The 19,688-nt window shown below is 61.7% G+C and carries 22 protein-coding genes and 1 pseudogene; 10 read left to right on the top strand and 13 right to left on the bottom strand.

All coding sequences use genetic code 11. The features are described from left to right. The first annotated feature begins 1 nt into the window (after position 1). Positions 2 to 685, top strand: coding sequence for a response regulator transcription factor (locus tag AC3IP0_RS17870; protein WP_489316400.1), 684 nt, complete (start codon positions 2 to 4; stop codon positions 683 to 685). Then, positions 663 to 2,066, top strand: a complete 1,404-nt coding sequence (locus AC3IP0_RS17875) for a sensor histidine kinase (RefSeq protein WP_489316401.1) — start codon at positions 663 to 665, stop codon at positions 2,064 to 2,066. The genes AC3IP0_RS17870 and AC3IP0_RS17875 overlap by 23 nt, the downstream gene beginning before the upstream one ends. A 148-nt stretch (positions 2,067 to 2,214) precedes the next feature. Here AC3IP0_RS17875 and AC3IP0_RS17880 read toward each other — a convergent pair whose 3' ends face one another. From AC3IP0_RS17880 to AC3IP0_RS17890, 3 genes are read right to left on the bottom strand one after another with little or no spacing between them, the layout of a single operon-like run. Next, positions 2,215 to 2,625 (bottom strand): SRPBCC family protein, encoded by a 411-nt coding sequence (locus tag AC3IP0_RS17880; protein ID WP_489316402.1) that lies wholly within the window; start codon positions 2,623 to 2,625, stop codon positions 2,215 to 2,217. Positions 2,626 to 2,651: 26 nt separating this feature from the next. Next, positions 2,652 to 3,449 carry an SDR family NAD(P)-dependent oxidoreductase gene (locus AC3IP0_RS17885; RefSeq protein ID WP_223444439.1) on the bottom strand — a complete coding sequence of 266 codons (798 nt, stop codon included), beginning with the start codon at positions 3,447 to 3,449 and terminating at the stop codon, positions 2,652 to 2,654. Positions 3,450 to 3,451: 2 nt separating this feature from the next. After that, positions 3,452 to 4,468 (bottom strand): aldo/keto reductase, encoded by a 1,017-nt coding sequence (locus tag AC3IP0_RS17890; protein WP_489316403.1) that lies wholly within the window; start codon positions 4,466 to 4,468, stop codon positions 3,452 to 3,454. 130 nt (positions 4,469 to 4,598) lie between these two features. Here AC3IP0_RS17890 and AC3IP0_RS17895 point away from each other — a divergent pair, with 130 nt between their 5' ends. From AC3IP0_RS17895 to AC3IP0_RS17905, 3 genes and pseudogenes are all read left to right on the top strand, one after another. Further along, complete coding sequence (locus tag AC3IP0_RS17895; protein WP_489325503.1) at positions 4,599 to 5,498, top strand: LysR substrate-binding domain-containing protein; 900 nt, start codon at positions 4,599 to 4,601, stop codon at positions 5,496 to 5,498. Positions 5,499 to 6,026: 528 nt separating this feature from the next. Beyond that, positions 6,027 to 6,476 (top strand): annotated as a pseudogene (locus AC3IP0_RS17900) (IS110 family RNA-guided transposase); the annotation flags it as partial. Between the two features lie 38 nt (positions 6,477 to 6,514). Next, positions 6,515 to 6,877 carry a DUF6124 family protein gene (locus AC3IP0_RS17905; RefSeq protein ID WP_489316405.1) on the top strand — a complete coding sequence of 121 codons (363 nt, stop codon included), beginning with the start codon at positions 6,515 to 6,517 and terminating at the stop codon, positions 6,875 to 6,877. Positions 6,878 to 6,962: 85 nt separating this feature from the next. Here AC3IP0_RS17905 and AC3IP0_RS17910 read toward each other — a convergent pair whose 3' ends face one another. Then, entirely contained in the window at positions 6,963 to 7,559 is a 597-nt protein-coding gene (locus AC3IP0_RS17910; protein ID WP_489316406.1) for a DinB family protein, read from the bottom strand. 72 nt (positions 7,560 to 7,631) lie between these two features. Continuing rightward, on the bottom strand, positions 7,632 to 8,741 hold the full coding sequence (locus AC3IP0_RS17915) for an NAD(P)/FAD-dependent oxidoreductase (protein ID WP_489316407.1): 1,110 nt from the start codon (positions 8,739 to 8,741) through the stop codon (positions 7,632 to 7,634). A gap of 118 nt (positions 8,742 to 8,859) precedes the next feature. Between AC3IP0_RS17915 and AC3IP0_RS17920 the strand changes: the two genes are divergently transcribed. Beyond that, a complete protein-coding gene (locus AC3IP0_RS17920; RefSeq protein WP_477777995.1) occupies positions 8,860 to 9,180 on the top strand; it encodes a DUF2388 domain-containing protein in 321 nt (106 codons plus the stop codon). A 53-nt stretch (positions 9,181 to 9,233) separates the two neighbouring features. Here the strand turns inward: AC3IP0_RS17920 and AC3IP0_RS17925 are convergent, their stop codons facing one another. Beyond that, positions 9,234 to 10,166 carry a pyridoxal-phosphate dependent enzyme gene (locus tag AC3IP0_RS17925; RefSeq protein WP_489316409.1) on the bottom strand — a complete coding sequence of 311 codons (933 nt, stop codon included), beginning with the start codon at positions 10,164 to 10,166 and terminating at the stop codon, positions 9,234 to 9,236. A 216-nt stretch (positions 10,167 to 10,382) separates the two neighbouring features. On the opposite strand from AC3IP0_RS17925, the gene AC3IP0_RS17930 reads away from it, so the two are divergent. Beyond that, positions 10,383 to 11,042, top strand: coding sequence for a methyltransferase family protein (locus tag AC3IP0_RS17930; RefSeq protein ID WP_489325505.1), 660 nt, complete (start codon positions 10,383 to 10,385; stop codon positions 11,040 to 11,042). A 19-nt stretch (positions 11,043 to 11,061) separates the two neighbouring features. Here AC3IP0_RS17930 and AC3IP0_RS17935 read toward each other — a convergent pair whose 3' ends face one another. The 5 genes from AC3IP0_RS17935 to AC3IP0_RS17955 all read right to left on the bottom strand — a co-directional run bounded on the left by AC3IP0_RS17935 (position 11,062) and on the right by AC3IP0_RS17955 (position 14,147). Then, the gene (locus AC3IP0_RS17935; RefSeq protein ID WP_489325506.1) at positions 11,062 to 11,724 is read right to left on the bottom strand and encodes an HAD-IA family hydrolase; all 663 of its coding nucleotides are present in this window, start codon (positions 11,722 to 11,724) and stop codon (positions 11,062 to 11,064) included. A 60-nt stretch (positions 11,725 to 11,784) separates the two neighbouring features. After that, a complete protein-coding gene (locus tag AC3IP0_RS17940; RefSeq protein WP_489316412.1) occupies positions 11,785 to 12,192 on the bottom strand; it encodes a response regulator in 408 nt (135 codons plus the stop codon). A gap of 232 nt (positions 12,193 to 12,424) precedes the next feature. Next, on the bottom strand, positions 12,425 to 12,694 hold the full coding sequence (locus AC3IP0_RS17945; protein ID WP_085729164.1) for a pentapeptide MXKDX repeat protein: 270 nt from the start codon (positions 12,692 to 12,694) through the stop codon (positions 12,425 to 12,427). A 53-nt stretch (positions 12,695 to 12,747) separates the two neighbouring features. Continuing rightward, a complete protein-coding gene (locus tag AC3IP0_RS17950) occupies positions 12,748 to 13,533 on the bottom strand; it encodes a molybdopterin-dependent oxidoreductase (protein WP_489325507.1) in 786 nt (261 codons plus the stop codon). Next, positions 13,530 to 14,147 (bottom strand): cytochrome b/b6 domain-containing protein, encoded by a 618-nt coding sequence (locus tag AC3IP0_RS17955; RefSeq protein WP_489316414.1) that lies wholly within the window; start codon positions 14,145 to 14,147, stop codon positions 13,530 to 13,532. The genes AC3IP0_RS17950 and AC3IP0_RS17955 overlap by 4 nt, the downstream gene beginning before the upstream one ends. A gap of 183 nt (positions 14,148 to 14,330) precedes the next feature. Between AC3IP0_RS17955 and AC3IP0_RS17960 the strand changes: the two genes are divergently transcribed. Next, a complete protein-coding gene (locus AC3IP0_RS17960; RefSeq protein WP_489316415.1) occupies positions 14,331 to 15,272 on the top strand; it encodes a class I SAM-dependent methyltransferase in 942 nt (313 codons plus the stop codon). A gap of 85 nt (positions 15,273 to 15,357) precedes the next feature. On the opposite strand, the gene AC3IP0_RS17965 is transcribed toward AC3IP0_RS17960, so the two are convergent. Next, a complete protein-coding gene (locus AC3IP0_RS17965; RefSeq protein ID WP_489316416.1) occupies positions 15,358 to 16,131 on the bottom strand; it encodes a helix-turn-helix transcriptional regulator in 774 nt (257 codons plus the stop codon). A gap of 110 nt (positions 16,132 to 16,241) precedes the next feature. On the opposite strand from AC3IP0_RS17965, the gene AC3IP0_RS17970 reads away from it, so the two are divergent. After that, a complete protein-coding gene (locus AC3IP0_RS17970; protein ID WP_489316417.1) occupies positions 16,242 to 17,345 on the top strand; it encodes an extracellular solute-binding protein in 1,104 nt (367 codons plus the stop codon). 131 nt (positions 17,346 to 17,476) lie between these two features. Beyond that, positions 17,477 to 18,607: a DmpA family aminopeptidase gene (locus AC3IP0_RS17975; RefSeq protein WP_489316418.1), complete on the top strand. Its 1,131-nt coding sequence runs from the start codon at positions 17,477 to 17,479 to the stop codon at positions 18,605 to 18,607. Between the two features lie 308 nt (positions 18,608 to 18,915). On the opposite strand, the gene AC3IP0_RS17980 is transcribed toward AC3IP0_RS17975, so the two are convergent. Then, positions 18,916 to 19,536 carry a TetR/AcrR family transcriptional regulator gene (locus AC3IP0_RS17980; RefSeq protein WP_489325508.1) on the bottom strand — a complete coding sequence of 207 codons (621 nt, stop codon included), beginning with the start codon at positions 19,534 to 19,536 and terminating at the stop codon, positions 18,916 to 18,918. Positions 19,537 to 19,688 lie beyond the last annotated feature (152 nt).

Raw genomic sequence — 19,688 nt, forward strand, 5'->3', positions numbered from 1 at the left:
TATGACCCGCATCTTGACCATCGAAGACGACGCCGTGACCGCCCGGGAAATTGTCGCCGAACTGAGTAGCCACGGCCTGGACGTCGACTGGGTCGACAATGGCCGCGAAGGGCTGGAGCGTGCGGTCAGCGGCAACTATGACCTGATCACCCTCGACCGCATGCTGCCCGAGCTCGATGGCCTGGCGATCGTCACCACGCTGCGGAGCATGGGCGTGGCCACGCCGATCCTGATGATCAGCGCCCTGTCCGACGTCGATGAGCGCGTGCGCGGCCTGCGCGCCGGTGGCGACGACTACCTGACCAAACCCTTCGCCACCGATGAAATGGCCGCCCGGGTCGAAGTCCTGTTGCGCCGGCAGAACACCGTGACCGCCCAGGCCACCACGCTGCGGGTGGCGGATCTGGAGCTGAACCTGATCAGCCACGAAGCCAGCCGCGACGGTCAACTGCTGACGCTATTGCCCACCGAATACAAACTGCTGGAATTCCTGATGCGCAATACCGGGCAAATCCTCTCGCGGATGATGATTTTCGAGGAAGTCTGGGGTTACCACTTCGACCCCGGCACCAACCTGATCGACGTACACATCGGCCGTCTGCGCAAGAAGATCGACCCGCCTGGCAATGCCCCACTGATTCGGACCGTGCGAGGCTCGGGTTATGTCATTGCCGAATCCGTCTAAAGGCTGGCGTTCTTCCAGCAGCCGTCTGCTGGCGCTCTACAGTTCGCTGTTCGTGATCTGGAGCGGGATCCTCATGGGGGTCATGTACTACGAGGTTTCCGCTTACCTGGACAACCTGGCCAAGCATTCGCTGATGCAACGCCAGCACCTGTTTTCGCGTTTCTCCGACGAGCAACTGGTGGACGCCCTCGCCGTCAGCATGACCTTCGACATCCGCGGCATCGACGCCTATGGCCTGTTCGATGCCCAGCACCGTTACCTCAGCGGCGCCCTGCGCTACATTCCGGACGGTTTGCCGCTCGATGGCAAGATCCACATGCTGCGCGACTGCGATGCCTCCGACGACAGCGACGAGCAGACGCTGCCCGCCGACAGTTGCGACGCCGTGGCGACCCGCACCGTCGACGGCCGCTGGCTGGTACTGGTGCGCGACAACGGTTCGTTGTTCGCCGTGACCCGGATCATCCTTCACGCCTTGCTCTGGGGGATGACCCTGACCATCGTGCCGGGCATTGTCGGCTGGTATTTGCTGCGCCGGCGCCCGTTGCGGCGCATTCGCGGGATACAGGCCAGTGCCGAAGCCATCGTCGCCGGCGACCTGAGCCGGCGCTTGCCACTGTCCAATCGGCGTGACGAACTGGACATGCTCGCCGCCATCGTCAACGCCATGCTCGAACGCATCGAGCGCTTGATGAACGAGGTCAAGGGCGTGTGCGACAACATCGCCCATGACCTGCGCACGCCCCTGACCCGTCTGCGCGCGCAGCTTTACCGCATGCAGCAGCAAGCCGGCGAAGGCTCGCCGCAGGCCATGCAACTGGACCTGGTGCTGGCCGAGGCCGATACGCTGATGGCGCGTTTCCGCGGGTTGCTGCGGATCTCCGAACTGGAAGACCGCCAGCGTCGCTCCGGTTTCGTACAAGTGGACCCGGTAGCGTTGCTGCAAGAGCTGCATGAGTTCTACCTGCCTCTGGCGGAAGACGACGGCCTGGTGTTCCAGCTGCACCTGCCCGCGTCATTGCCGCCCCTCAATGGCGACCGTGCGCTGATGTTCGAAGCGGTGGCGAACCTGCTCAGCAACTCGATCAAATTCACCCCGCCCGGCGGCGCGGTGATCCTGCGCGGGGTCAATGACGGCGGGCACACACGAATCGAAGTGCTCGACTCCGGCCCGGGCATTCCCGAGGCGGAACGTGAAGCGGTGTTCCAGCGCTTCTATCGCGCCGAGGCGGGCAATCACAAAAGCGGCTTCGGGCTGGGGCTGTCCATCGTCGCGGCGATTGTCAGCCTGCACGGTTTTACCCTGGAAGTGGCCAGCAGCGAGTTGGGTGGCGCGCGGCTGGTGCTTGATTGTCGGGAGAGTTTGATTCCTCAAGCCTGATACAAATCCGCCTGAGCGGACACAGTACCTGTGGGAGCGAGCTTGCTCGCGATGGCGGGGTATCAGGTAAAAATGTTTCGCCTGACACTCCACTATCGCGAGCAAGCTCGCTCCCACAGGGGGGTGGTGGTGTTTTCCGCTGGCTGGATCAGGCCGGGTAATTGGCCCGCAGCGCTTCAAGCCCGCCCTGATAGATGCCGGTAAACAGCGCCTCCACTTCCTCGTTGCTCACTCCCACCGGTTCGAACCTCCCGGACCAGGTCACCCGCGCGCCCTCGCCTTGCGCTTGAACCTTGATCGTCGCCAGATAATCAGTCGCCGGAAACGGTGCCTGCAAAATCGAGTAGCTGTAGGTTTGGCTCGCGTTGTCGAAGGCTTGCAGGCGTTCGATCACCACTGCGCCGTCCGCCGTTTGCAGGCTGCGCACGCGCCCGCCTTCGCTCAGTTCGCTCCTGGGAATGAACGGCAGCCAGTCCGGCAGCGAGTTGAAACCGCCAATCAATTGCCAGACCTGATCGGCCGAAGCCGGGATGTCGATGAAGGCTGATGCAGTTGCCATGAAATACGCTCTCCAATCAGTAAGGTTCAGATGGCCAGGCTGTCGACGACACCGCCGTCGACCCGCAAGGCAGCACCGGTGGTGGCCGAGGATAACGGCGAAGCGATGTAGGCCACCAGATTGGCGACCTCCTCGACGTCCGCCACACGCTGGATGATCGACGTCGGCCGGGCCTTGCGCACGAACGCGTCGGCTTCGTCCCGGGCGCTGCGTCCGGATTCGGCCGTGGCGTCCTTGAGCATGTCTTCCAGGCCATCGGTAAAGGTCGGGCCGGGCAGGATCGCATTGACCGTCACGCCGGTGCCGGCCAGGCGTTTGGCCAGGCCATGGGACACGGCCAGGTTGGCGCTCTTGGTCACGCCGTAGTTGATCATGTCCGCCGGGGTCGCCACGCCGGATTCCGAAGACAGGAAGATCACCCGCCCCCAACCCTGCTTGACCATGTCCGGTGTGTAATGCCGGGACAGGCGCACGCCGGAGATCACGTTGACCTCGTAGAAGCGTGTCCACTCACTGTCCGGGGCGTCGAAGAAATCCACCGTGTTGAAGATCCCGAGGTTGTTCACCAGGATGTCCGCCCGAGGTTCGGCGGCGAACAATATTTCGGCACCTTCGGCGGTGCCGAGGTCGGCGGTCACCCCACGCAATTGCGCAGCAGGAACACGCTGGCGAATGCTCGCCATTGCCTGCTCGACCTTGGCCGTGTCGCGGCCGATCACCACCACCGTGGCGCCCGCCTCGGCCAGTGCCTTGCTGATGCCCAGGCCAATGCCGGCGGTGCTGCCGCTGACGATTGCGAGTTTTCCGCTCAAATCGATTTTCATGCTCAAGCTCCAATGAGGGGCAAGGGTGCGCGCTCGGAAACCAGCTTCGCCTCACGCATCGCCTGCCAGAATGCAGCGGGAATCACCACCGACAACGCAGCCACATCTTCGGCAATCCGCTGCGGCCGGCTGGAACCGGGAATCACCGCGGCCACTGCCGGGTTGGCCAACGAGAATTGCAATGCAGCGGCTTTGACGTCGACACCGTGGACCGCCGCAATGCGTTTGATCTGCTCGACTTTGTTGATGATCGCCGGGCTGGCCTTCTGGTATTCGAAGTGCGCACCACCGGCGAGGATGCCCGAGCTGTACGGGCCACCGACCACGATCTCGACGTTCTGCGCCAGGGCAGCATCCATCAGACGCTGCAAGGCACGATCATGGTCGAGAAGAGTGTAGCGGCCGGCCAACAGAAAACCGTCCGGCTGCGCTTCGCTCAGATCAAGGGTCAGCTCGCACGGTTCGACCTTGTTCACCCCCAGACCCCAGCCCTTGATCACGCCCTCTTCGCGCAAACGTGTCAGCACTTTGAAGGCACCGGTACGGGCCTGGTTGAAGTACTCCAGCCATTGATCGCCGTAGAAATCCTGGGCGATATCGTGCACCCAGACGATGTCCAGGCGATCGGTTTGCAGGCGCTTGAGGCTGTCTTCGATCGAACGCATCGTTGCATCGGCGCTGTAGTCGTTGACGATCCTGTTCGGCCGGCCATGCTCGAACACTCCGTTCTTCTCGCCCAGGTCACGGGCGGCGGCGTCTTCAATTTCATCGAGGATCACCCGGCCGACCTTGCTGCTGAGTACAAAGTCGTCACGGTTGTAGCGCGACAGTGCGGCGCCAAGGCGAATCTCCGACAGACCCGAACCGTAGAACGGCGCGGTATCGAAGTAGCGCACGCCAGCATCCCAGGCGGCATGGACAGTCGCTTGCGCTTCTTCTTCCGGGATGGCGCGGAACATGTTGCCCAACGGCGCGGTACCGAAACCCAGCGCGCCGGGCAGTTTGTCTTTCAAGCTCATGATTGATCCTCTTGAGTGTCAGTGGCCATCTCTTGTTGAGTAGTGCAGTGACCGTTGAGCAGATCCTAGATTGCAAGGATCGGACCGTCCAAGACATAATATGTAGAACTTGAGTCCCTACAGGTCTGACATGATCGACATCCGCCAATTGCGCTACTTCGTCGCCGTCGCCGAGGAAGAACACGTCGGGCGCGCCGCCGAACGCCTGCACATTTCCCAGTCACCCCTGAGCCGGCAGATCGCCCAGCTCGAAGAACGCCTGGGCCTGACCCTGTTCGAGCGCAGCCAGCAACGCATCCGCCTGACCCGCGACGGCCAGACCTTCCTCGCCGAAACCCGCGCCCTGTTGACCCACGCCAATCGACTGGAATCCCTCGGCAAGCGTCTGGGGCGTGGCGAAGAAGGCGGCCTGTGCATTGGCTACATCGAAAATGCCATGCACGCCGGCGTGTTGCCCAATGCCTTGCGCGTGCTGCGGGTCGACCGGCCGAACGTACACGTGGCGCTGTACAACCTCAGCTCGGCCGAACAACTCGAAGGCTTGCGCCAGCGAAGCCTGGATATTGCCCTGGTGAGCGAACCACCGAGCGATGACGACCCGGACCTGCTGGGTTTCCAGGTGCTGGACGACCCGATGCTGCTGGCCCTGCCCGAGCACCATCGGCTGGCGCAGCAGACTGTGCTGACCCCGGCGGACCTCGCCGACCAGGAATGGATCGGCGTGCAGCACCGACAGAACGCCAGCTGCCACGACGAATTCGTCAGCGCCTGCATCCGGGCCGGCTTCACCCCGGACATCCGCATGCAAGCCACCGAGCCTTTCACCGCGCTGGGGTTGGTGGCGTCGGGACTGGGTATCGCGATGATCCAGAAAGGTCTGAGCCGCAATGCACCGCCGGGTGTGGTGCTGCGGGAAGTGTCGTGGATTTCCTTCACCACGCCGCTGTGGGCGGCGTGGCACCGGATCAACCTGCGGCCGCTGGTGGAGACGTTCAGGAAGGTGCTGACGGAGTCTGAATCCACCACATAACACTGTGGGAGCGGGCTTGCCCGCGATTGCGATCTACCCGTCAACAAAACCGTCGGCTGACACTCCGCCATCGCGGGCAAGCCCGCTCCCACAGGTTTCGCGCTCAGCCCAAAGCCATGTTTTTTTGTCGTGACAGTCGCACATTAAACATCGACTGACCGCCCTTGTTTAACGGCTGTCAGCGTAACTTGATGAAAGCTACAGCGCCTTGCGTCATTGCCTACGGTTACGCCAGAATCCGCCGGCTTACGCGTCTTGGGCCCGGGCTTTATCGTTAGCCGGTCGCTGAAAAACAGCGATCGGGTTTGGTAGCCCGGACTAATTAGGCGCATAGCGCACCGTTTGCAGACCTTTCAGGTCTCTGTTTTATGGTGGCCATGCGCAGGGCTCTCTCGGGAGCGCCGGGTTCCTAATTACCGGTCTACCAACCCGCGTATGGCCGCCACCCTAATGAGATGGTCAGCCCAGTACGGGAGCATCGGTAAATCTAAACTTACCGGGGTTCTCACTGACTTGCGGAGACCTCTCATGGACATCTTGGACTTGCTTGGCCTGGATATTGGAATAAGCACTTTTCATCTCATAGGGCACGACGCCAAAGGCAAGGAAGTACTGCGCAAGAAATTCAATCGCAGCCGCTTGCTTGAGTTTGCCGCAAGGCTGAAGCCCTGCACCATAGCGATGGAGTCTTGTGGCGGTTCACACTGGCTTGCCAGGAAGCTCTTGTCCTTCGGTCATCAAGTGAAATTGATCGCGCCGCAGCATGTAAAACCCTACGTCACCGGCAACAAAAACGACTACATCGACGCTGAGGCAATCTGCGAAGCCGCATCCCGTCCTAAAACACGTTACGTCGCCATCAAAACCGTGGAACAGCAAGTGCTATCGACCCAGCACCGTCTTCGGGAGGCGTTGGTAGGCCATCGGACTCAAACGATAAATCGCATTCACGGGTTCTTGCATTCGTTTGGTAGCGAGGGCTGAAGGCTCCATGATTTCAATTAGGAGTTCCATCAATGATCAAGCCCACACCCAATCCCCCGGTAACAGATCCCGCCTCCCCCTACGAAAGCCCCGATTCAAAGCAATTCCACGAAGCCGCCGAACGCGCCCTCAATCACTACCTCAACCCCGCCGCCAACATCATGGCCACGCCCCACAAACCGTCCACGATGTTCACCATCAACCCCGACATCGACACCGAGACCCTGCTGGCCCACGCCTGCGAATCACTGGCCTCGGCCAACGTGATGACCAATGATCTGGCGGGTTTTCTGGAGGGCTCGCATCGCAACACCCTGCTGGGCATTGCACAGGTCATCATGCTCGGTGAACTGGCGGTGAACCGGGCGCTGGATCGTCTCGACCCAACCGATTAGCGGGTAACCCAATCAACGCCAGTGAGAGCGAACGATGCACCGTTAGATATCAACCTGTCCGAACTGCCAATAGTCTCGAACGGGCTCAACGATAACGATCCGGCAGAACGCTGGTTGCGCTCGAAAATTGCACAGCACATGGCGGCGCCACTATCGGGGCATTGATCGACTGCAGGATCACCGGCTCGGACTCGCGCAGGTACACCGGCATGTCGGTCACCGGTGGCATGGCTGGAATCTCGAAGTACATCTGCACCACCCAGCCACGGTGATAGCTGGCGTGGTTGACCACGTGCATCAGCATCGCGCCGGCGCTCATGGTGCCGCTTTCGCCCGAGACAAAGGTGAATTCCAGGAGCTTGTCCAGGGAGGCATCGGTTTGCCGGGCGCTCCAGTCGCAGTACCAGCGATCGATGGCTTTTTGCGCCATGCGCAGTTCGGACAGGTCGGCATGCAGCAGGTCGTGTGAGGTCTTGAAGCCATGCCCCCGGCCTTCAAGGTGCGCCTGCCAGATGCAATCGACCACGTAGACGTGATTGAGGGTGCCGATCATGTTTTTGAACACCGACACCCGTTCTTTTTTGACTTCGCCCGGAGGGAGTGCCGCGAGGCTGTCAAAGAGGCGCTGATTGGCCCAGCGTTTGTAATCGGCCAGCAGGCAGGCAGTGCGTACGGTGATCATCAGAGTTCTCCGATGGCGGTAAGCGCACCCCCTAGCATAGACCCGATGGCCGCAAAGCAGCGCCAGCCCTGATCATCGGTCGTCCAGGCGTTTCACCACGTATTCGGCGAGCGCCAGGCAACTGGTCAGCCCCGGTGATTCGATGCCGAACAGATTCACCAGCCCCGCCACCCCATGTTCGGCGCGAGCGCTGATGAGAAAGTCGGTGGCCGGTTCAGTCGGCCCGCTGATTTTCGGGCGAATGCCGCTGTAGGCCGGTTGCAGGCTGTTGTCCGGCAAACCCGGCCAATAGCGGCGGATCGCCTGATAGAAGCCCTCGGCCCGGTGGGGCTCGACGCGGTAATCGATGTGCTCGACCCATTCGACATCCGGCCCGAAGCGCGCCTGCCCGCCCAGGTCCAGCGTCATGTGCACACCCAGTCCCGCGCTCTCCGGGGCCGGATACACCAGATGGCGAAACGGCGCCCGGCCACTGAAACTGAAATAACTGCCCTTGCACAGATGCGCCTGGGGAATGAATTGCCCAGACAATCCGACGATGCTGCTCGCCACCTCGGGAGTGGACAGCCCCGCGCAGTTGATCAGTTCGCGGCAGCACAACGTCATGGGTTGACTGCCGCCCATGTGCAGTTCGAAACCCTGTTCGATGCAACGGGCCAACAGCAGCGGCGTGTGCAAGGCCAGCGTGGCGCCAAACCTCTGGGCATCGCCCTGAAGCGCCAGCATCAGCCCGTGGGAATCGACGATACCGGTAGACGGCGACCACAGCGCCGCGACGCAGGACAACGCCGGTTCAAGCTCCCGGGCCTGCGGGCCATCCAGCCATTGCAGGTCATCGACACCATTGACACGCGCCTGCTGCAACAGGCGCTGCAAAGCCGCGCGCTGCTGCTCATCAGTGGCCACGATCAGCTTGCCCACGCGCCGGTAATCGACACCGTGCTCATCGCAATAGGCGTAGAGACGCTGCTTGCCTTCCACACACAGCCGCGCCTTGAGGCTGCCGCCTGGGTAATAGATGCCGGCGTGAATCACTTCTGAATTACGCGAACTGATGCCCGTCCCAATACCCCCGCAGGCCTCCACCACCAGCACCTCCCGCCCGCTCATGGCCAGGGCCCTGGCCACCGCCAGCCCGACCACGCCGGCCCCGACCACCACGCTTTGAATATCGACGTTCAACGACCTTGCCTCCCTCTCACCCCGTTCCTTGCTAATGCCAGGGAACTCTCGGCGACCGCCACGCATCCTAAACTATGTGGTACTTCCCTTATGCTTCATGCTGTCGGAGGACACCGTCATGCGCCGCATGTTTATCATTTCTTCCCTGGTACTTTGTTTACCCTTCGGCTCGGCTCTGGCCAAAGTGGATGCGGGTGACGTCGCCACTTCCGCCGGGGTTTCCGCGTCGCTGTACTCGACGTTCAAAGACGACAAACTCATGATTCCCGCCCGGGATGACGCATCCAGCTTCGTCGCCAGCGGCGGTGCGATTCGTGGTGCTTACCTGGAGTCGGTGTTGAAAAAGATCCGCCAGGACAATCCCGCCCTCAACAACGCAAGCGACGAGGACCTGGCCCGCGCCATTCTCGTCCAGGAAGGCGTTGCCACCGATCACTGAAGATCATCATCGCCAGCGGTGGGGCTTGTGACACCGGGATAGCGTTTCCAGCCCTACCTCGCATGCGTGCCGGTGGACAAGCGTGCCCACCCGGCCACGAGTTGCGCGTTGATACTCACCCCGCCGCATACCACGATCACCACGTCATTGGCGTCGGCAATCGCCGGGTGATCCAGGTAGGCAATCGCCAATGAAACCCCGCACGCCGGTTCGACCAGCTGACGCAAATCATTGGCGTAACGCACCACGCCCATGATCGCCTCATCATCACTGAGCACCACGCACTCATGGGAAAAATCGCCGATGTGCCTGACCGGCCAGGCGGCCACTTGCGCGGCGCCCAGGGACGTGGCGACGGTGTCGATTTTCGCCAGTTTGACCGGGTGCCCGGCCGCCACCGCCGCGGCGAACGACGCCGCGCCTTCGGTTTCGCAGGCTACGATGCGGCAATCGGTGTGCCGATGACGAATCAGTCCGGTGAGCAGCCCCGCCAGCAAGCCACCGCCACCCACCGATGTCACCAGCACATCCACTGGCGGGCAGTCTTCAAGGATTTCATCGACCATGGTGCTGTGCCCTTCCCACAACAGCGGGTGGTCGAAGGCCGGCACGAATTCACTGCGTGGGTCCTGGGCGAGTTCCCGTGCCCGTTGATTGGCTTCGTCCCAGACCTTGCCGTGGACGATCACCTCGGCGCCGGTATTGCTGATCCGCGCCCGGGTGCTTTGCGGGGTGGTGTGCGGCACCACGATGCATGCCTTGAGCCCCAGGCATGCAGCGGCCATGGCCGTGGCCAGTCCCGCGTTACCGGCGGAGGGACAGACCACTTTGCGCTTGCCCTGCTGCGCCGCCCGGCTGCACAGCAACCCAACGCCGCGTATTTTGAACGAGCCGCTGGGTTGCAGGTTTTCCAGTTTCAGCCAGATACGGCGGGTCGGGGTCGAGAGGCCTGGGTGCAGGATCAAAGGCGTGCGGATGTGAAGCATACGGGCTCCTGTTTCACGCCACCGGCTCGTCGAGCTTGCGCGAGCCGGCGGTGAGCGGTCCTCTCATGCAAGTTTAGTTCACCCGGCCTCGGGGCGACCGTCTCAGCGGTCTGGCGCAGGCTGCGATCTTTTACCCATGGAAACTCGAAGGCCAAAGAACGATCAAAAGATCGCAGCCTACGTCAGCTCCTACGTAAGCCAATTCGTGGAGGCACCATGAAAATCTCGGCCAAACTGGCGTTTTTCGCCATCGTCAGCACCCTCGCCTACCTCGCCCTGGCGATCTGGGGACTGGGTGGTTTCGCAGCCTATTTCAGCCACGGTTCACTGGTCGTCGTTGCCCTGGCCACCCTGATCATGGCTGTCGCGTCTCTGTTCACCGAAGTCAACCTGAGCTCGGGCGAACGCGAAGACCGGGCCAATCGCTGGGTCCTCCCGGCTTTCGGCGTGATCGGTGTGCTGAGCGGTTTTTTGCCGGCCTATACCGACCGCATCGATTTCTGCACTTTTGGCGGTGAAGGCGTGCGCTGGCTTGGGGCGCTGTTGTTCATCGTCGGCGGCGCGCTGCGGTTGTGGCCGGTGTTTGTGCTGGGCAAGCGCTTCAGTGGGTTGGTGGCCATTCAGCCGGGCCATCGACTGGTCACTGATGGGATTTACCGCAACCTGCGCAATCCCAGTTATCTGGGGATGATGATCATCGGCATGGGTTGGGCGCTGGCCTTTCGTTCTGGTGTCGGGCTGATATTGGTGGCGCTGACGCTGATCCCGCTGATTGCGCGCATTCACTCGGAAGAGGCCTTGCTCAGGGCGCAGTTCGGCAGCGAATACGAGGCCTATTGCGCCCGCAGCTGGCGGCTGATCCCGGGACTTTACTGACAGGAACACTGATCCCACATTAGACGGCGTGCAGGCGCAGACCTTCGGCATCCACCAGAACCCGCACCGATTCATAACTTGCCAACGTCGCATGCGACGTCTCAACAGGCTGCTCATGAGTCGCCGTGACAATCATCAAGTCCGCCCCCGCCGCCTCGGCCGCCAGAATCCCCACCGTGGCGTCTTCAAAAACCAGGCACTGCCCAGGCTCGACACCCAGGCGCCGGGCCGCGAGGCGATAACCCGCGGGGTCCGGTTTGCCGACAGTCACATCCTCGGCGGTGATCATGACGGCAGGCTCGGGAATCCCCGCCGCGGCCATCCGCCGCAACGCCAGTTCCCGCGGGGCGGAAGTGACGATGGCCCATTGGCTGGCTGGTAAGGACCGCAAGAATTTCGCCGCGCCAGCCACTTCCAGGACCCCGTCGACGTCGACGATTTCCGCTTCGGTAATCCACGCGGCTTCGGCCTCGGCATCCACCCCGGGCAAGCACAGGCGCCTGATGGTGTCGATGGCGCGGGCACCGTGAATGGTCGGCAGAAAGCTGTCGACATCGACACCATGGCGCACGGCCCAGGTGGTCCAGACCCGCTCGGCGGCGGCAATGGACGTCAGGACGGTGCCGTCCATGTCGAACAGAAAGGCACGGTAAGTCGAGTTGAAAACAGAGTGATCGGACAAGGAAAGGAGCCTCGCAGGTGCCGGACGGATTTGCCCGGCAATGTAGCATCTGCGCGCAGCTCAGTTGAGTCGTTTGGACTTGAAGGTCTGGCCCACGCAATCGAGCAGCCCGCCAATCATCCAGGGCTTCTTGATGAAGGAGACCGCGTGCCGCACACCTGCGCTTTCAGGGGTTTCGAAACCGGACATGATCATGATCGGCTTGTCCGGCCAGCGATCGCCGAACTGGTTGGCCAGGTCCGCGCCATTGAGCGTGCCGGGCATGGTGATATCTGTCAGCAGCATGCCCACCTGCGGCGCATGCTGTTCCAGATAAATCGCTGCCGCGTCCGCACTGATTTTCGGCTCGACGACAAAACCTTCCTCCTGAAGAATCTCACAGAGAAACTCAAGGATCAGCGGGTCGTCCTCAACCACCAGAATCAACCCGCCAGGAAGATCCCCACCCGCCGTCGGTACTCGACTCATGACCGTGCCGCTCCCTGATTGCCTCAATGATTTCGCGGGTTCTGATCCGCTACCTAAAAGGTATGAGCAGCGGACTCGGCGGAAATTCATTTTTGATGCAGCAGATCGACAATAGGAAAAACCTGTGGGAGCGAGCTTGCTCGCGATGGCGGTGGATCAGTCAACATAGATGTCGACTGCCATGCCCTCATCGCGAGCAAGCTCGCTCCCACAGGGTCTGCGGTGGCTGGACTTACTGCGACATTTCACTTTTTTTCATCGCATCCTTGGACATTGCGTCTTTTTTCATCGCGTCCTTGGACATTGCATCCTTGGACATGCTGTCTTTGGACATGGCGTCCTTGGACATCGAATCGGTCTTCTTCATCGCATCTTTGGACATGGCGTCCTTGGACATCGAATCCTTGCTCATGCTGTCGTTGCTCATGGTGTCAGCGGCGAACACAGAGGCAGCACCAACGGCCAGGCACATGGACAGAACAACAGTGGTCAACTTTTTCATGATGAAACTCCTTGGAGCGTGGGTTGTGGAGGTGTGAAATGGCCAGGCACCCGTCAGCTGCCACCGAACCAGTTGTAGCCCTGGTCTTCCCAGTAGCCGCCGCTGTAGGTGTTGCTGACGAAAATCGCCTGAATGTGTTTGGGGTTCTTGTAACCAAGCTTGGTGGGCATGCGCAGCTTCATCGGGAAGCCGTATTCGCGCGGCAGCACCGCGCCGTCCCAGGTCAGTGCCAGCAGGGTCTGCGCATGCAGCGCGGTGGCCATGTCGATGCTGGTGTAGTAGTCGTCGGCGCATTTGAAGCCGATGTATTTGGCATCGGTGTCGGCGCCGATGCGCTTGAGGAAATCGCTGAAGCGCACGCCGCCCCAACGCCCGATCGCGCTCCAGCCTTCAACGCAAATGTGCCGGGTGATCTGCTCGGTCTGGGCCATGGCCCGCAGCTCTTCGAGGCGCCAGCTGCGCTTGTCGGCGACCAGGCCGGTGACTTCCAGGCGATAGCCCTCCTCCTCCACCGTCGGCGCCTCGTCGATGCCGTAGAAGGCATTGAACGGAAACGGCCGGGTGATCATCGATTCGGGATAGGTCGGCGCCATCGCGTTGGGGTTGAACAGCCAGCCCTGCACCCGGTCGTTGAAGCGTGACATGGACGACAGCGCGGTCTCGACGCTGTCGTTGTCGGTGATGTTGCAGCCGGACAACATCGCCACGCCGCCAAGGGTCAGGCCACGCAACAGGAACGAGCGGCGCGAGCGGTCTTCGATCTGCGGGGCGAGGATCTTGCGGGCGTCGGTCAGGATCGACGCCTCGTCCAGCCCGGGTACCTGAATGCGCTTTTTCATACCTGCTCCTTGCGGCCGACGATCATGGCCAACAGCGTTTTTGGAACCAGTGCGACCATCACCAGATGCACCGCCACGAAGGCCACCAGCAGAGCCATGGCGAAGAAGTGCACGCGGCGTGCGCCCTCGTAGCCGAACAGCAACTCACGCAACAGCGGAAACTGCACCGACTTCCACAACACCAGCCCGGAGAGCACCAGCAGGAGGATGTCGACCATCACGAACAGGTACGCCACCCGCTGCACCTGGTTGTAATGACTGAGGTCGGCGTGCCCGAGTTTTCCGCGCAAGGCGGCCCACAGGTCATGCAGCACGCCTTTGGGTGAAACCGGGAAGAAACGCCGCTTCAGGCGTCCGCTGAACAGATTGAAGGCCAGGTAGATCAGGCCGTTTATCGCCAGGAACCACATCGCCGCGAAATGCCATTGCAGCGCGCCTGCCAGCCAGCCGCCGAGGGTGATCGAATTGGGAAAGCTGAAATCGTAGATCGGCGAGGCGTTGTAGATGCGCCAACCGCTGGTGACCATCACTAGCACCGCCAGGGCGTTGAGCCAATGGGTCAGGCGTAGCCAGCGCGGATGACTGGACTTGGGTGAAGCAGTGCTCTGCGACATGTCCGGCTCCCGTTTGTTGTTGTTCGTTGGAGCCGAGTATGGGAGCCGGAAGATCGCCAAATCCTCACGTAAAGTTAAATTAAACGTGATAACTGGCCTGTCACTCCTACAGGGTTCTGTGGTGCTCCGCCCATTGCGCAATTATGGTTAAATGCCGCCCCCACAAATGACCGACCCGACCCGATGAACCCTGAAGCCCTCGCCACCCTCAACCAGCACCTGCTGACCGCCCTGGCAACCGCCCCCGCCGAAACCCGTCGCCTGTTCCACGGCCGTGGCCGCTGCTGGCCGGGGCTGGAGCAAGTGACCGTGGACTGGTTGCAGGGCGTGGTGCTGGTGGCGCTGTTCAAGGAACCGGAGGCTGCGCAACTGGAAGACCTGAAGCAGTTGCTGATGGCGATCACCCGGTCTGAGCAATGGGCAAAATCCGGCGCCCACACGCTGCTGTTGCAACATCGCTACCTGCTGCAAAGCACCACCGAGTGGCTGCTGGGGGACGTCATCGAGGAAATGACCATCACCGAAGGCGGGTTGAAGTATCGGGTCGATTTGGGCCGCAAGCAGAACACCGGGCTGTTCCTCGACATGCGCTACGGCCGCGATTGGGTCCGCGCCAATGCCGAGGGCAAGCGGGTGTTGAACCTGTTCGCCTACACCTGCGGCTTCTCGGTGGCGGCCATCGAGGGCGGCGCGATCCACGTGGTCAATCTCGACATGTCGAGCCCCGCCTTGAACCGTGGCCGTGACAACCACCGGCTCAACGGCCACGACATGAGCAAGGTCGGTTTCCTCGGTCACGACCTGTTCAAATCCTGGGGCAAGGTGATCGGCAAGGGGCCGTACGACCTGGTGATCATCGACCCGCCGTCGTTCCAGAAAGGCAGCTTCCTGCTGACCAAGGACTACCAGCGCGTACTGCGCCGGTTGCCGGAATTGCTCAGCCCCCAAGGTACCGTGCTGGCGTGCATGAACGACCCGGCCTTTGGCGCCGACTTCCTGATCGAGGGCGTGACCCGCGAAGCGCCGAGCCTGCGGTTCGAACAGCGGCTGGAGAACCCGCCTGAGTTTCCGGATGCGGATGTGGAATGTGGGTTGAAGGCGTTGGTGTTCAAGCTGCAGAGCTGAAAGATCGCAGCCTGCGGCAGCTCCTACGGGCCTGTGCATACCCCTGTAGGAGCTGGCGAAGCCTGCGATCTTTTTGACTTGGATCTCAACGCGGCCGCAACACCAGCGCAAACAACTCACCATGCCCGTTCACGTTGAGCTTGTGGTAGAGGTTGCGCCGGTGCACTTTCACCGTTTCCGGGGAGATGCCCATTTGCTGGGCGATGGCCTTGCTGGAGAAGCCCTGGAGAATCAGGCGCGCGGTTTCGATTTCCCGCAGGGTCAGGCGTGCGTCGAAGCGATCGAGCAAGGTCGCCAGATCGCCTGCCGGTGGTTCGGCGACCTGTCCTTCCGGTGGTAGCAATTGCAGGTGTCGGCGCATCGCTGCCAGCACCCAGTCACGCACGCACAGCAGGCGGCCCTGTTCCTCGAGGCTGAAGCGTGTCGAACGCCCCAGGGACAGGCCGAGCACGGCGCCGTCGATGTTGACCATGAACTGCAACTCGTCCCCACCGACCACGGTGCTGAAGTAACTCAGGTAGTACTCGCTGTGCTGGAACTGGTCGGGGGCCACCGATTCGAGGCTGTGCAAGCCGTCGGCGATGCCCGCACAGGCGGCTTGATAGAACGGGTCGAGCAGGTACATGCCGGCGCGGTAGTCCGCCAGTTCTTCCTGCTCATCAGCGTTGCCCTTGGCATCGAAATCAATCAGCAGGCGCGGCACATGGCCCGGGCGCATCAGCGCCACCAGCGCGTTGTCCAGCGGCACCAGCAAGCGCAAGGTATCCACCAGCGCCCGCCAGAAACCGTCCTGCCCCACCGCCGTGAAGACCCGCGCCAGCCCCTGGTGCACCGGCAACTCTTTCAACAACGCGTCCACGCACTACCCCTTTTGAGTAACCCATGATGGGAATGGGTGAAGGCCACCCCGGTCGGTACGCTGCAAACTCCTGATTACCACCGGCCGCCACAGGCCAGGAGTGCCGCATCATGAGTCGTCACCGCTTGTATTTCAATCTGGGGTTTGGCGCCTGTCTGGCGGTTTCGCTGTCGGCTTTTGCGGTCGAGGCCCCGACGGTGCACGTGTACAACTGGTACGACTACATCGGCCCCACCACCTTGCAGGACTTCAAGCGTGACACCGGGATTGCGCCGGTCTACGACACCTTCGACAGCGCCGAAGTGCTGGAAGGCAAGTTGCTCACCAGCCGCAGCGGCTACGACGTGGTGGTGGCCAGCAACTTCAGTTTGCCCACGCTGATCAAGGCCGGTGCCCTCGCCCCCCTGCCCCGTGCGCAGATGCCGGATTTCAAGAACATGGACAGCGAACTGCTGGCAAAACTGGCCAACAACGATCCGGGCAACCAGTACGCCGTACCCTACCTGTGGGGCACCAACGGCATCGGCTACAACATCGACAAAGTCCGCGCTGTGCTGGGCGACAACGCGCCGGTGGATTCCTGGGACCTGGTGTTCAAGGAAGAGAACCTGGCCAAACTCGGCGAATGCGGCGTGGCCATGCTCGACTCGCCGTCGGAGATGCTGCCGGTCGCCCTGCACTACCTCGGTCTGCCGCCCAACAGCACCAACCCCGAGGACTACAAGAAGGCCGAAGCGCTGCTGCTCAAGCTGCGTCCGCACATTGCCTACTTCAACTCGTCGAAGTTCATCAGCGACCTGTCCAACGGCAACATTTGCGTGGCGGTCGGCTGGTCCGGCGCGATGCTCGAAGCCAAGACCACCGCCGAGCAGGCCGGCAACGGCGTGAAGATCGCCTACAGTTTGCCGAAGGAAGGCGCGCCGGTGTGGTTCGACACGCTGGTGCTGCTCAAGGACGCCCCGCACCCGGAACAAGGCATGGCCTTCATCGACTACCTGATGCGCCCTGAAGTCATCGCACCCGTCAGTGACCACCTCAATTACCCCAACGGCAACCGCAGCGCGACCACGCTGGTGGCCGAAGCGACCCGCAGCAACCCGGCGGTTTATCCACCCGCCGAAGCCATGGCCACCTTGTTCACCCTCCAGCCCCTGCCGCCGGCTACCGAGCGCGTGCGCACGCGGATCTGGAGCAAGGTCAAAAACGGCCAGTAGGAGCTGCCGAAGGCTGCGATCTTTTGATCCTGGTCTTCAGCAGCTGACATAAATCAAAAGATCGCAGCCTTCGGCAGCTCCTACACAGGGTCAGCCATCTTTTACTGCCAAAAATTGAAAATGAGAAAACCATGAAACCACGCGCCCGTGACCTGAACATCCCCATCGGCCAACTGCAACCCGGCCCGCTCAATGCCATCACCGACGTCCCCGGCGTACGGGTCGGCCACAGCGATGTACGAGGCCGCACCGCCAATGGCCGCGACATCCTCACCGGCGTCACCGTCATCGAACCGCGCGCCGGCTCCACCAGCCAGCAACCCTGCTTTGCCGGCGTGCATGTGCTCAACGGCAACGGCGATGCCACGGGGCTGGAGTGGATACGCGAGGCCGGCTTGCTGACCAGCCCCATCGCCTTCACCAACACCCACAGCCTGGGCGTGGTGCGCGACGCGCTGATTGTGCTCGACCGCGAGCTGCAGCCGGATGACGGGCGCCTGTACTGGAACATGCCGGTGGTGCTGGAAACCTTCGACGGCTTGCTCAATGACATCAACGGTTTTCACGTGAAACCTGAACACGTGGCCCAGGCCGTGCGTTCGGCGACGGGTGGCCCGGTGGCCGAAGGCAATGTCGGCGGTGGCAGCGGCATGATCTGCCACGAATTCAAGGGCGGCATCGGCACTGCGTCGCGCCGTTTGAGCAGTGCCCAGGGTGGCTGGACGGTGGGGGCGATTGTCCAGGCCAACCACGGCATCCGCAATGAATTGCGCGTCGATGGCTACCCGGTCGGGCGCTACATGGAACAGGTCGATTCGCCGTTCCTCAAGGCCTCATTGCCCCATCCGGGGATGGGTTCGATCGTGGTCTGCCTGGCCACCGATGCGCCGCTTCTGCCACACCAGTGCACCCGCCTGGCCCAGCGCGCCAGCCTCGGCCTGGCCCGCACCGGCGGCGGCAATGAAGACCACAGTGGCGATATCTTCATCGCCTTCGCCACCGGTAACGATCACGTGCCACCGGCTGCCTACGAGAGCAAGAAAGCGCCGACCACCGACAACCTGAGCATGGTCAACAACGACCACATCAGCGAGTTGTTCCTGGCCGCCACGGAAGCCGTGGAAGAAGCCATCATCAATGCCCTCCTCGCCGCCGAAACGGCCGAAGGCAACGGGCATGGGGTGCAGGGGCTGGATGCCGAAACCCTGCTCAAGGCGTTGCGCCGCGCCGGCTGGCCGGGGGATGCGACTAGCGGTACTTGAGTAAAACACTAGGTCTTTTTAGGATGAATTTACGCAGCCGCTTGTTTGTGCAAGCCGCTGCGTAGGTGGTGAGTGCACTGAACCCCTATCAAGCTCACCGCTTGTTTCACGCGCATCTTGAGCCTCACGGCTCCACTTCCTCCCCATCAAGAGCTTTGAGGCTCTTTTTTTACCTCCGAAAACCATCTACCTATCAATACATCTCCAATGTGGGAGCGGGCTTGCTCGCGAAGGCGGTGTGTCAGCCAACATTTTAGGTGACTGATACGACGCCTTCGCGAGCAAGCCCGCTCCCACAGGGGGGATTTTCATTGTGTTTCGACTATGCACAACGACCGCCACGCTGCCTCCGCCAACATGTCCCGGTACGCCTTCGGGCTGCCCTTGACCCGGCCCGACAACCAGGCGCGGCAGTAACTGTCTGCCTGGCCGACGATCAACGACGGAATCAACTCCGCCGGCAAACTCCCCAGTTCATTACCCTGCGCCCCCAGCCACTCCAGCAACTGCTTGTTGCGCGTCTTGTTGCGGGTGGCGAGCTCGTCCTTGAACGGCCCCTTGGTGACGGCAAACCTCGCGTGGTACTGGAACCGCGCCCACTCCGGCTGGCTGTCGACCCAGTCCACATAGCTGTGCACCAGCGCATGCACCCCCGCTTGAGTGGTTTTGGCCTCAGCCAGGTAGCTGTCGCGCAAGCGGGCCTGATCATCGAGGGCGGTAAAAAACAGCGCCGCCACCAGGCCTTCCTTGTTGCCGAAATGGTGATAGATCGCGCCGACACTGGTGTCGCATTCGGCGCGGATCATTTCGATGGTGGTGGCCTCGATCCCCTGTTCGTTGAACAGGCCCAGGGCCTTTCTGAAGATGTCGCGCTTGAGTTCGGCGCGTCGTCCGGGGTAGCAGCGTTCGAGCAGATTGGCGGTTTCCATGCGCAAAGACAGTCCGGAAAAGTCATAGGTGGAGGCTGGCGGTGGCCAGCGAACAAGTGGCGCTAGGTTGACAGATTTCCCTTCGACAGAATACTGTTCCGTCACAGAATATTATTCTGTTAAAGAATATTATTCTGCAAACCGTCATCCTC

The sequence above is a fragment of the Pseudomonas sp. GL_103 genome (assembly GCF_057835175.1).

What these genes read in the sequence shown, in the direction of transcription:
- AC3IP0_RS17875 (WP_489316401.1), top strand. Translation starts at nt 663, where the DNA reads ATGTCATTGCCGAATCCGTCTAAAGGCTGGCGTTCTTCCAGCAGCCGT.
- AC3IP0_RS17930 (WP_489325505.1), top strand. Translation starts at nt 10,383, where the DNA reads ATGAAAATCTCGGCCAAACTGGCGTTTTTCGCCATCGTCAGCACCCTC.
- AC3IP0_RS17975 (WP_489316418.1), top strand. Translation starts at nt 17,477, where the DNA reads ATGAAACCACGCGCCCGTGACCTGAACATCCCCATCGGCCAACTGCAA.
- AC3IP0_RS17895 (WP_489325503.1), top strand. Translation starts at nt 4,599, where the DNA reads ATGATCGACATCCGCCAATTGCGCTACTTCGTCGCCGTCGCCGAGGAA.
- AC3IP0_RS17925 (WP_489316409.1), bottom strand. Translation starts at nt 10,166, where the DNA reads ATGCTTCACATCCGCACGCCTTTGATCCTGCACCCAGGCCTCTCGACC.
- AC3IP0_RS17950 (WP_489325507.1), bottom strand. Translation starts at nt 13,533, where the DNA reads ATGAAAAAGCGCATTCAGGTACCCGGGCTGGACGAGGCGTCGATCCTG.
- AC3IP0_RS17960 (WP_489316415.1), top strand. Translation starts at nt 14,331, where the DNA reads ATGAACCCTGAAGCCCTCGCCACCCTCAACCAGCACCTGCTGACCGCC.
- AC3IP0_RS17970 (WP_489316417.1), top strand. Translation starts at nt 16,242, where the DNA reads ATGAGTCGTCACCGCTTGTATTTCAATCTGGGGTTTGGCGCCTGTCTG.
- AC3IP0_RS17910 (WP_489316406.1), bottom strand. Translation starts at nt 7,559, where the DNA reads ATGATCACCGTACGCACTGCCTGCCTGCTGGCCGATTACAAACGCTGG.
- AC3IP0_RS17940 (WP_489316412.1), bottom strand. Translation starts at nt 12,192, where the DNA reads ATGAGTCGAGTACCGACGGCGGGTGGGGATCTTCCTGGCGGGTTGATT.
- AC3IP0_RS17980 (WP_489325508.1), bottom strand. Translation starts at nt 19,536, where the DNA reads ATGGAAACCGCCAATCTGCTCGAACGCTGCTACCCCGGACGACGCGCC.
- AC3IP0_RS17880 (WP_489316402.1), bottom strand. Translation starts at nt 2,625, where the DNA reads ATGGCAACTGCATCAGCCTTCATCGACATCCCGGCTTCGGCCGATCAG.
- AC3IP0_RS17920 (WP_477777995.1), top strand. Translation starts at nt 8,860, where the DNA reads ATGCGCCGCATGTTTATCATTTCTTCCCTGGTACTTTGTTTACCCTTC.
- AC3IP0_RS17945 (WP_085729164.1), bottom strand. Translation starts at nt 12,694, where the DNA reads ATGAAAAAGTTGACCACTGTTGTTCTGTCCATGTGCCTGGCCGTTGGT.
- AC3IP0_RS17955 (WP_489316414.1), bottom strand. Translation starts at nt 14,147, where the DNA reads ATGTCGCAGAGCACTGCTTCACCCAAGTCCAGTCATCCGCGCTGGCTA.
- AC3IP0_RS17885 (WP_223444439.1), bottom strand. Translation starts at nt 3,449, where the DNA reads ATGAAAATCGATTTGAGCGGAAAACTCGCAATCGTCAGCGGCAGCACC.
- AC3IP0_RS17890 (WP_489316403.1), bottom strand. Translation starts at nt 4,468, where the DNA reads ATGAGCTTGAAAGACAAACTGCCCGGCGCGCTGGGTTTCGGTACCGCG.
- AC3IP0_RS17870 (WP_489316400.1), top strand. Translation starts at nt 2, where the DNA reads ATGACCCGCATCTTGACCATCGAAGACGACGCCGTGACCGCCCGGGAA.
- AC3IP0_RS17905 (WP_489316405.1), top strand. Translation starts at nt 6,515, where the DNA reads ATGATCAAGCCCACACCCAATCCCCCGGTAACAGATCCCGCCTCCCCC.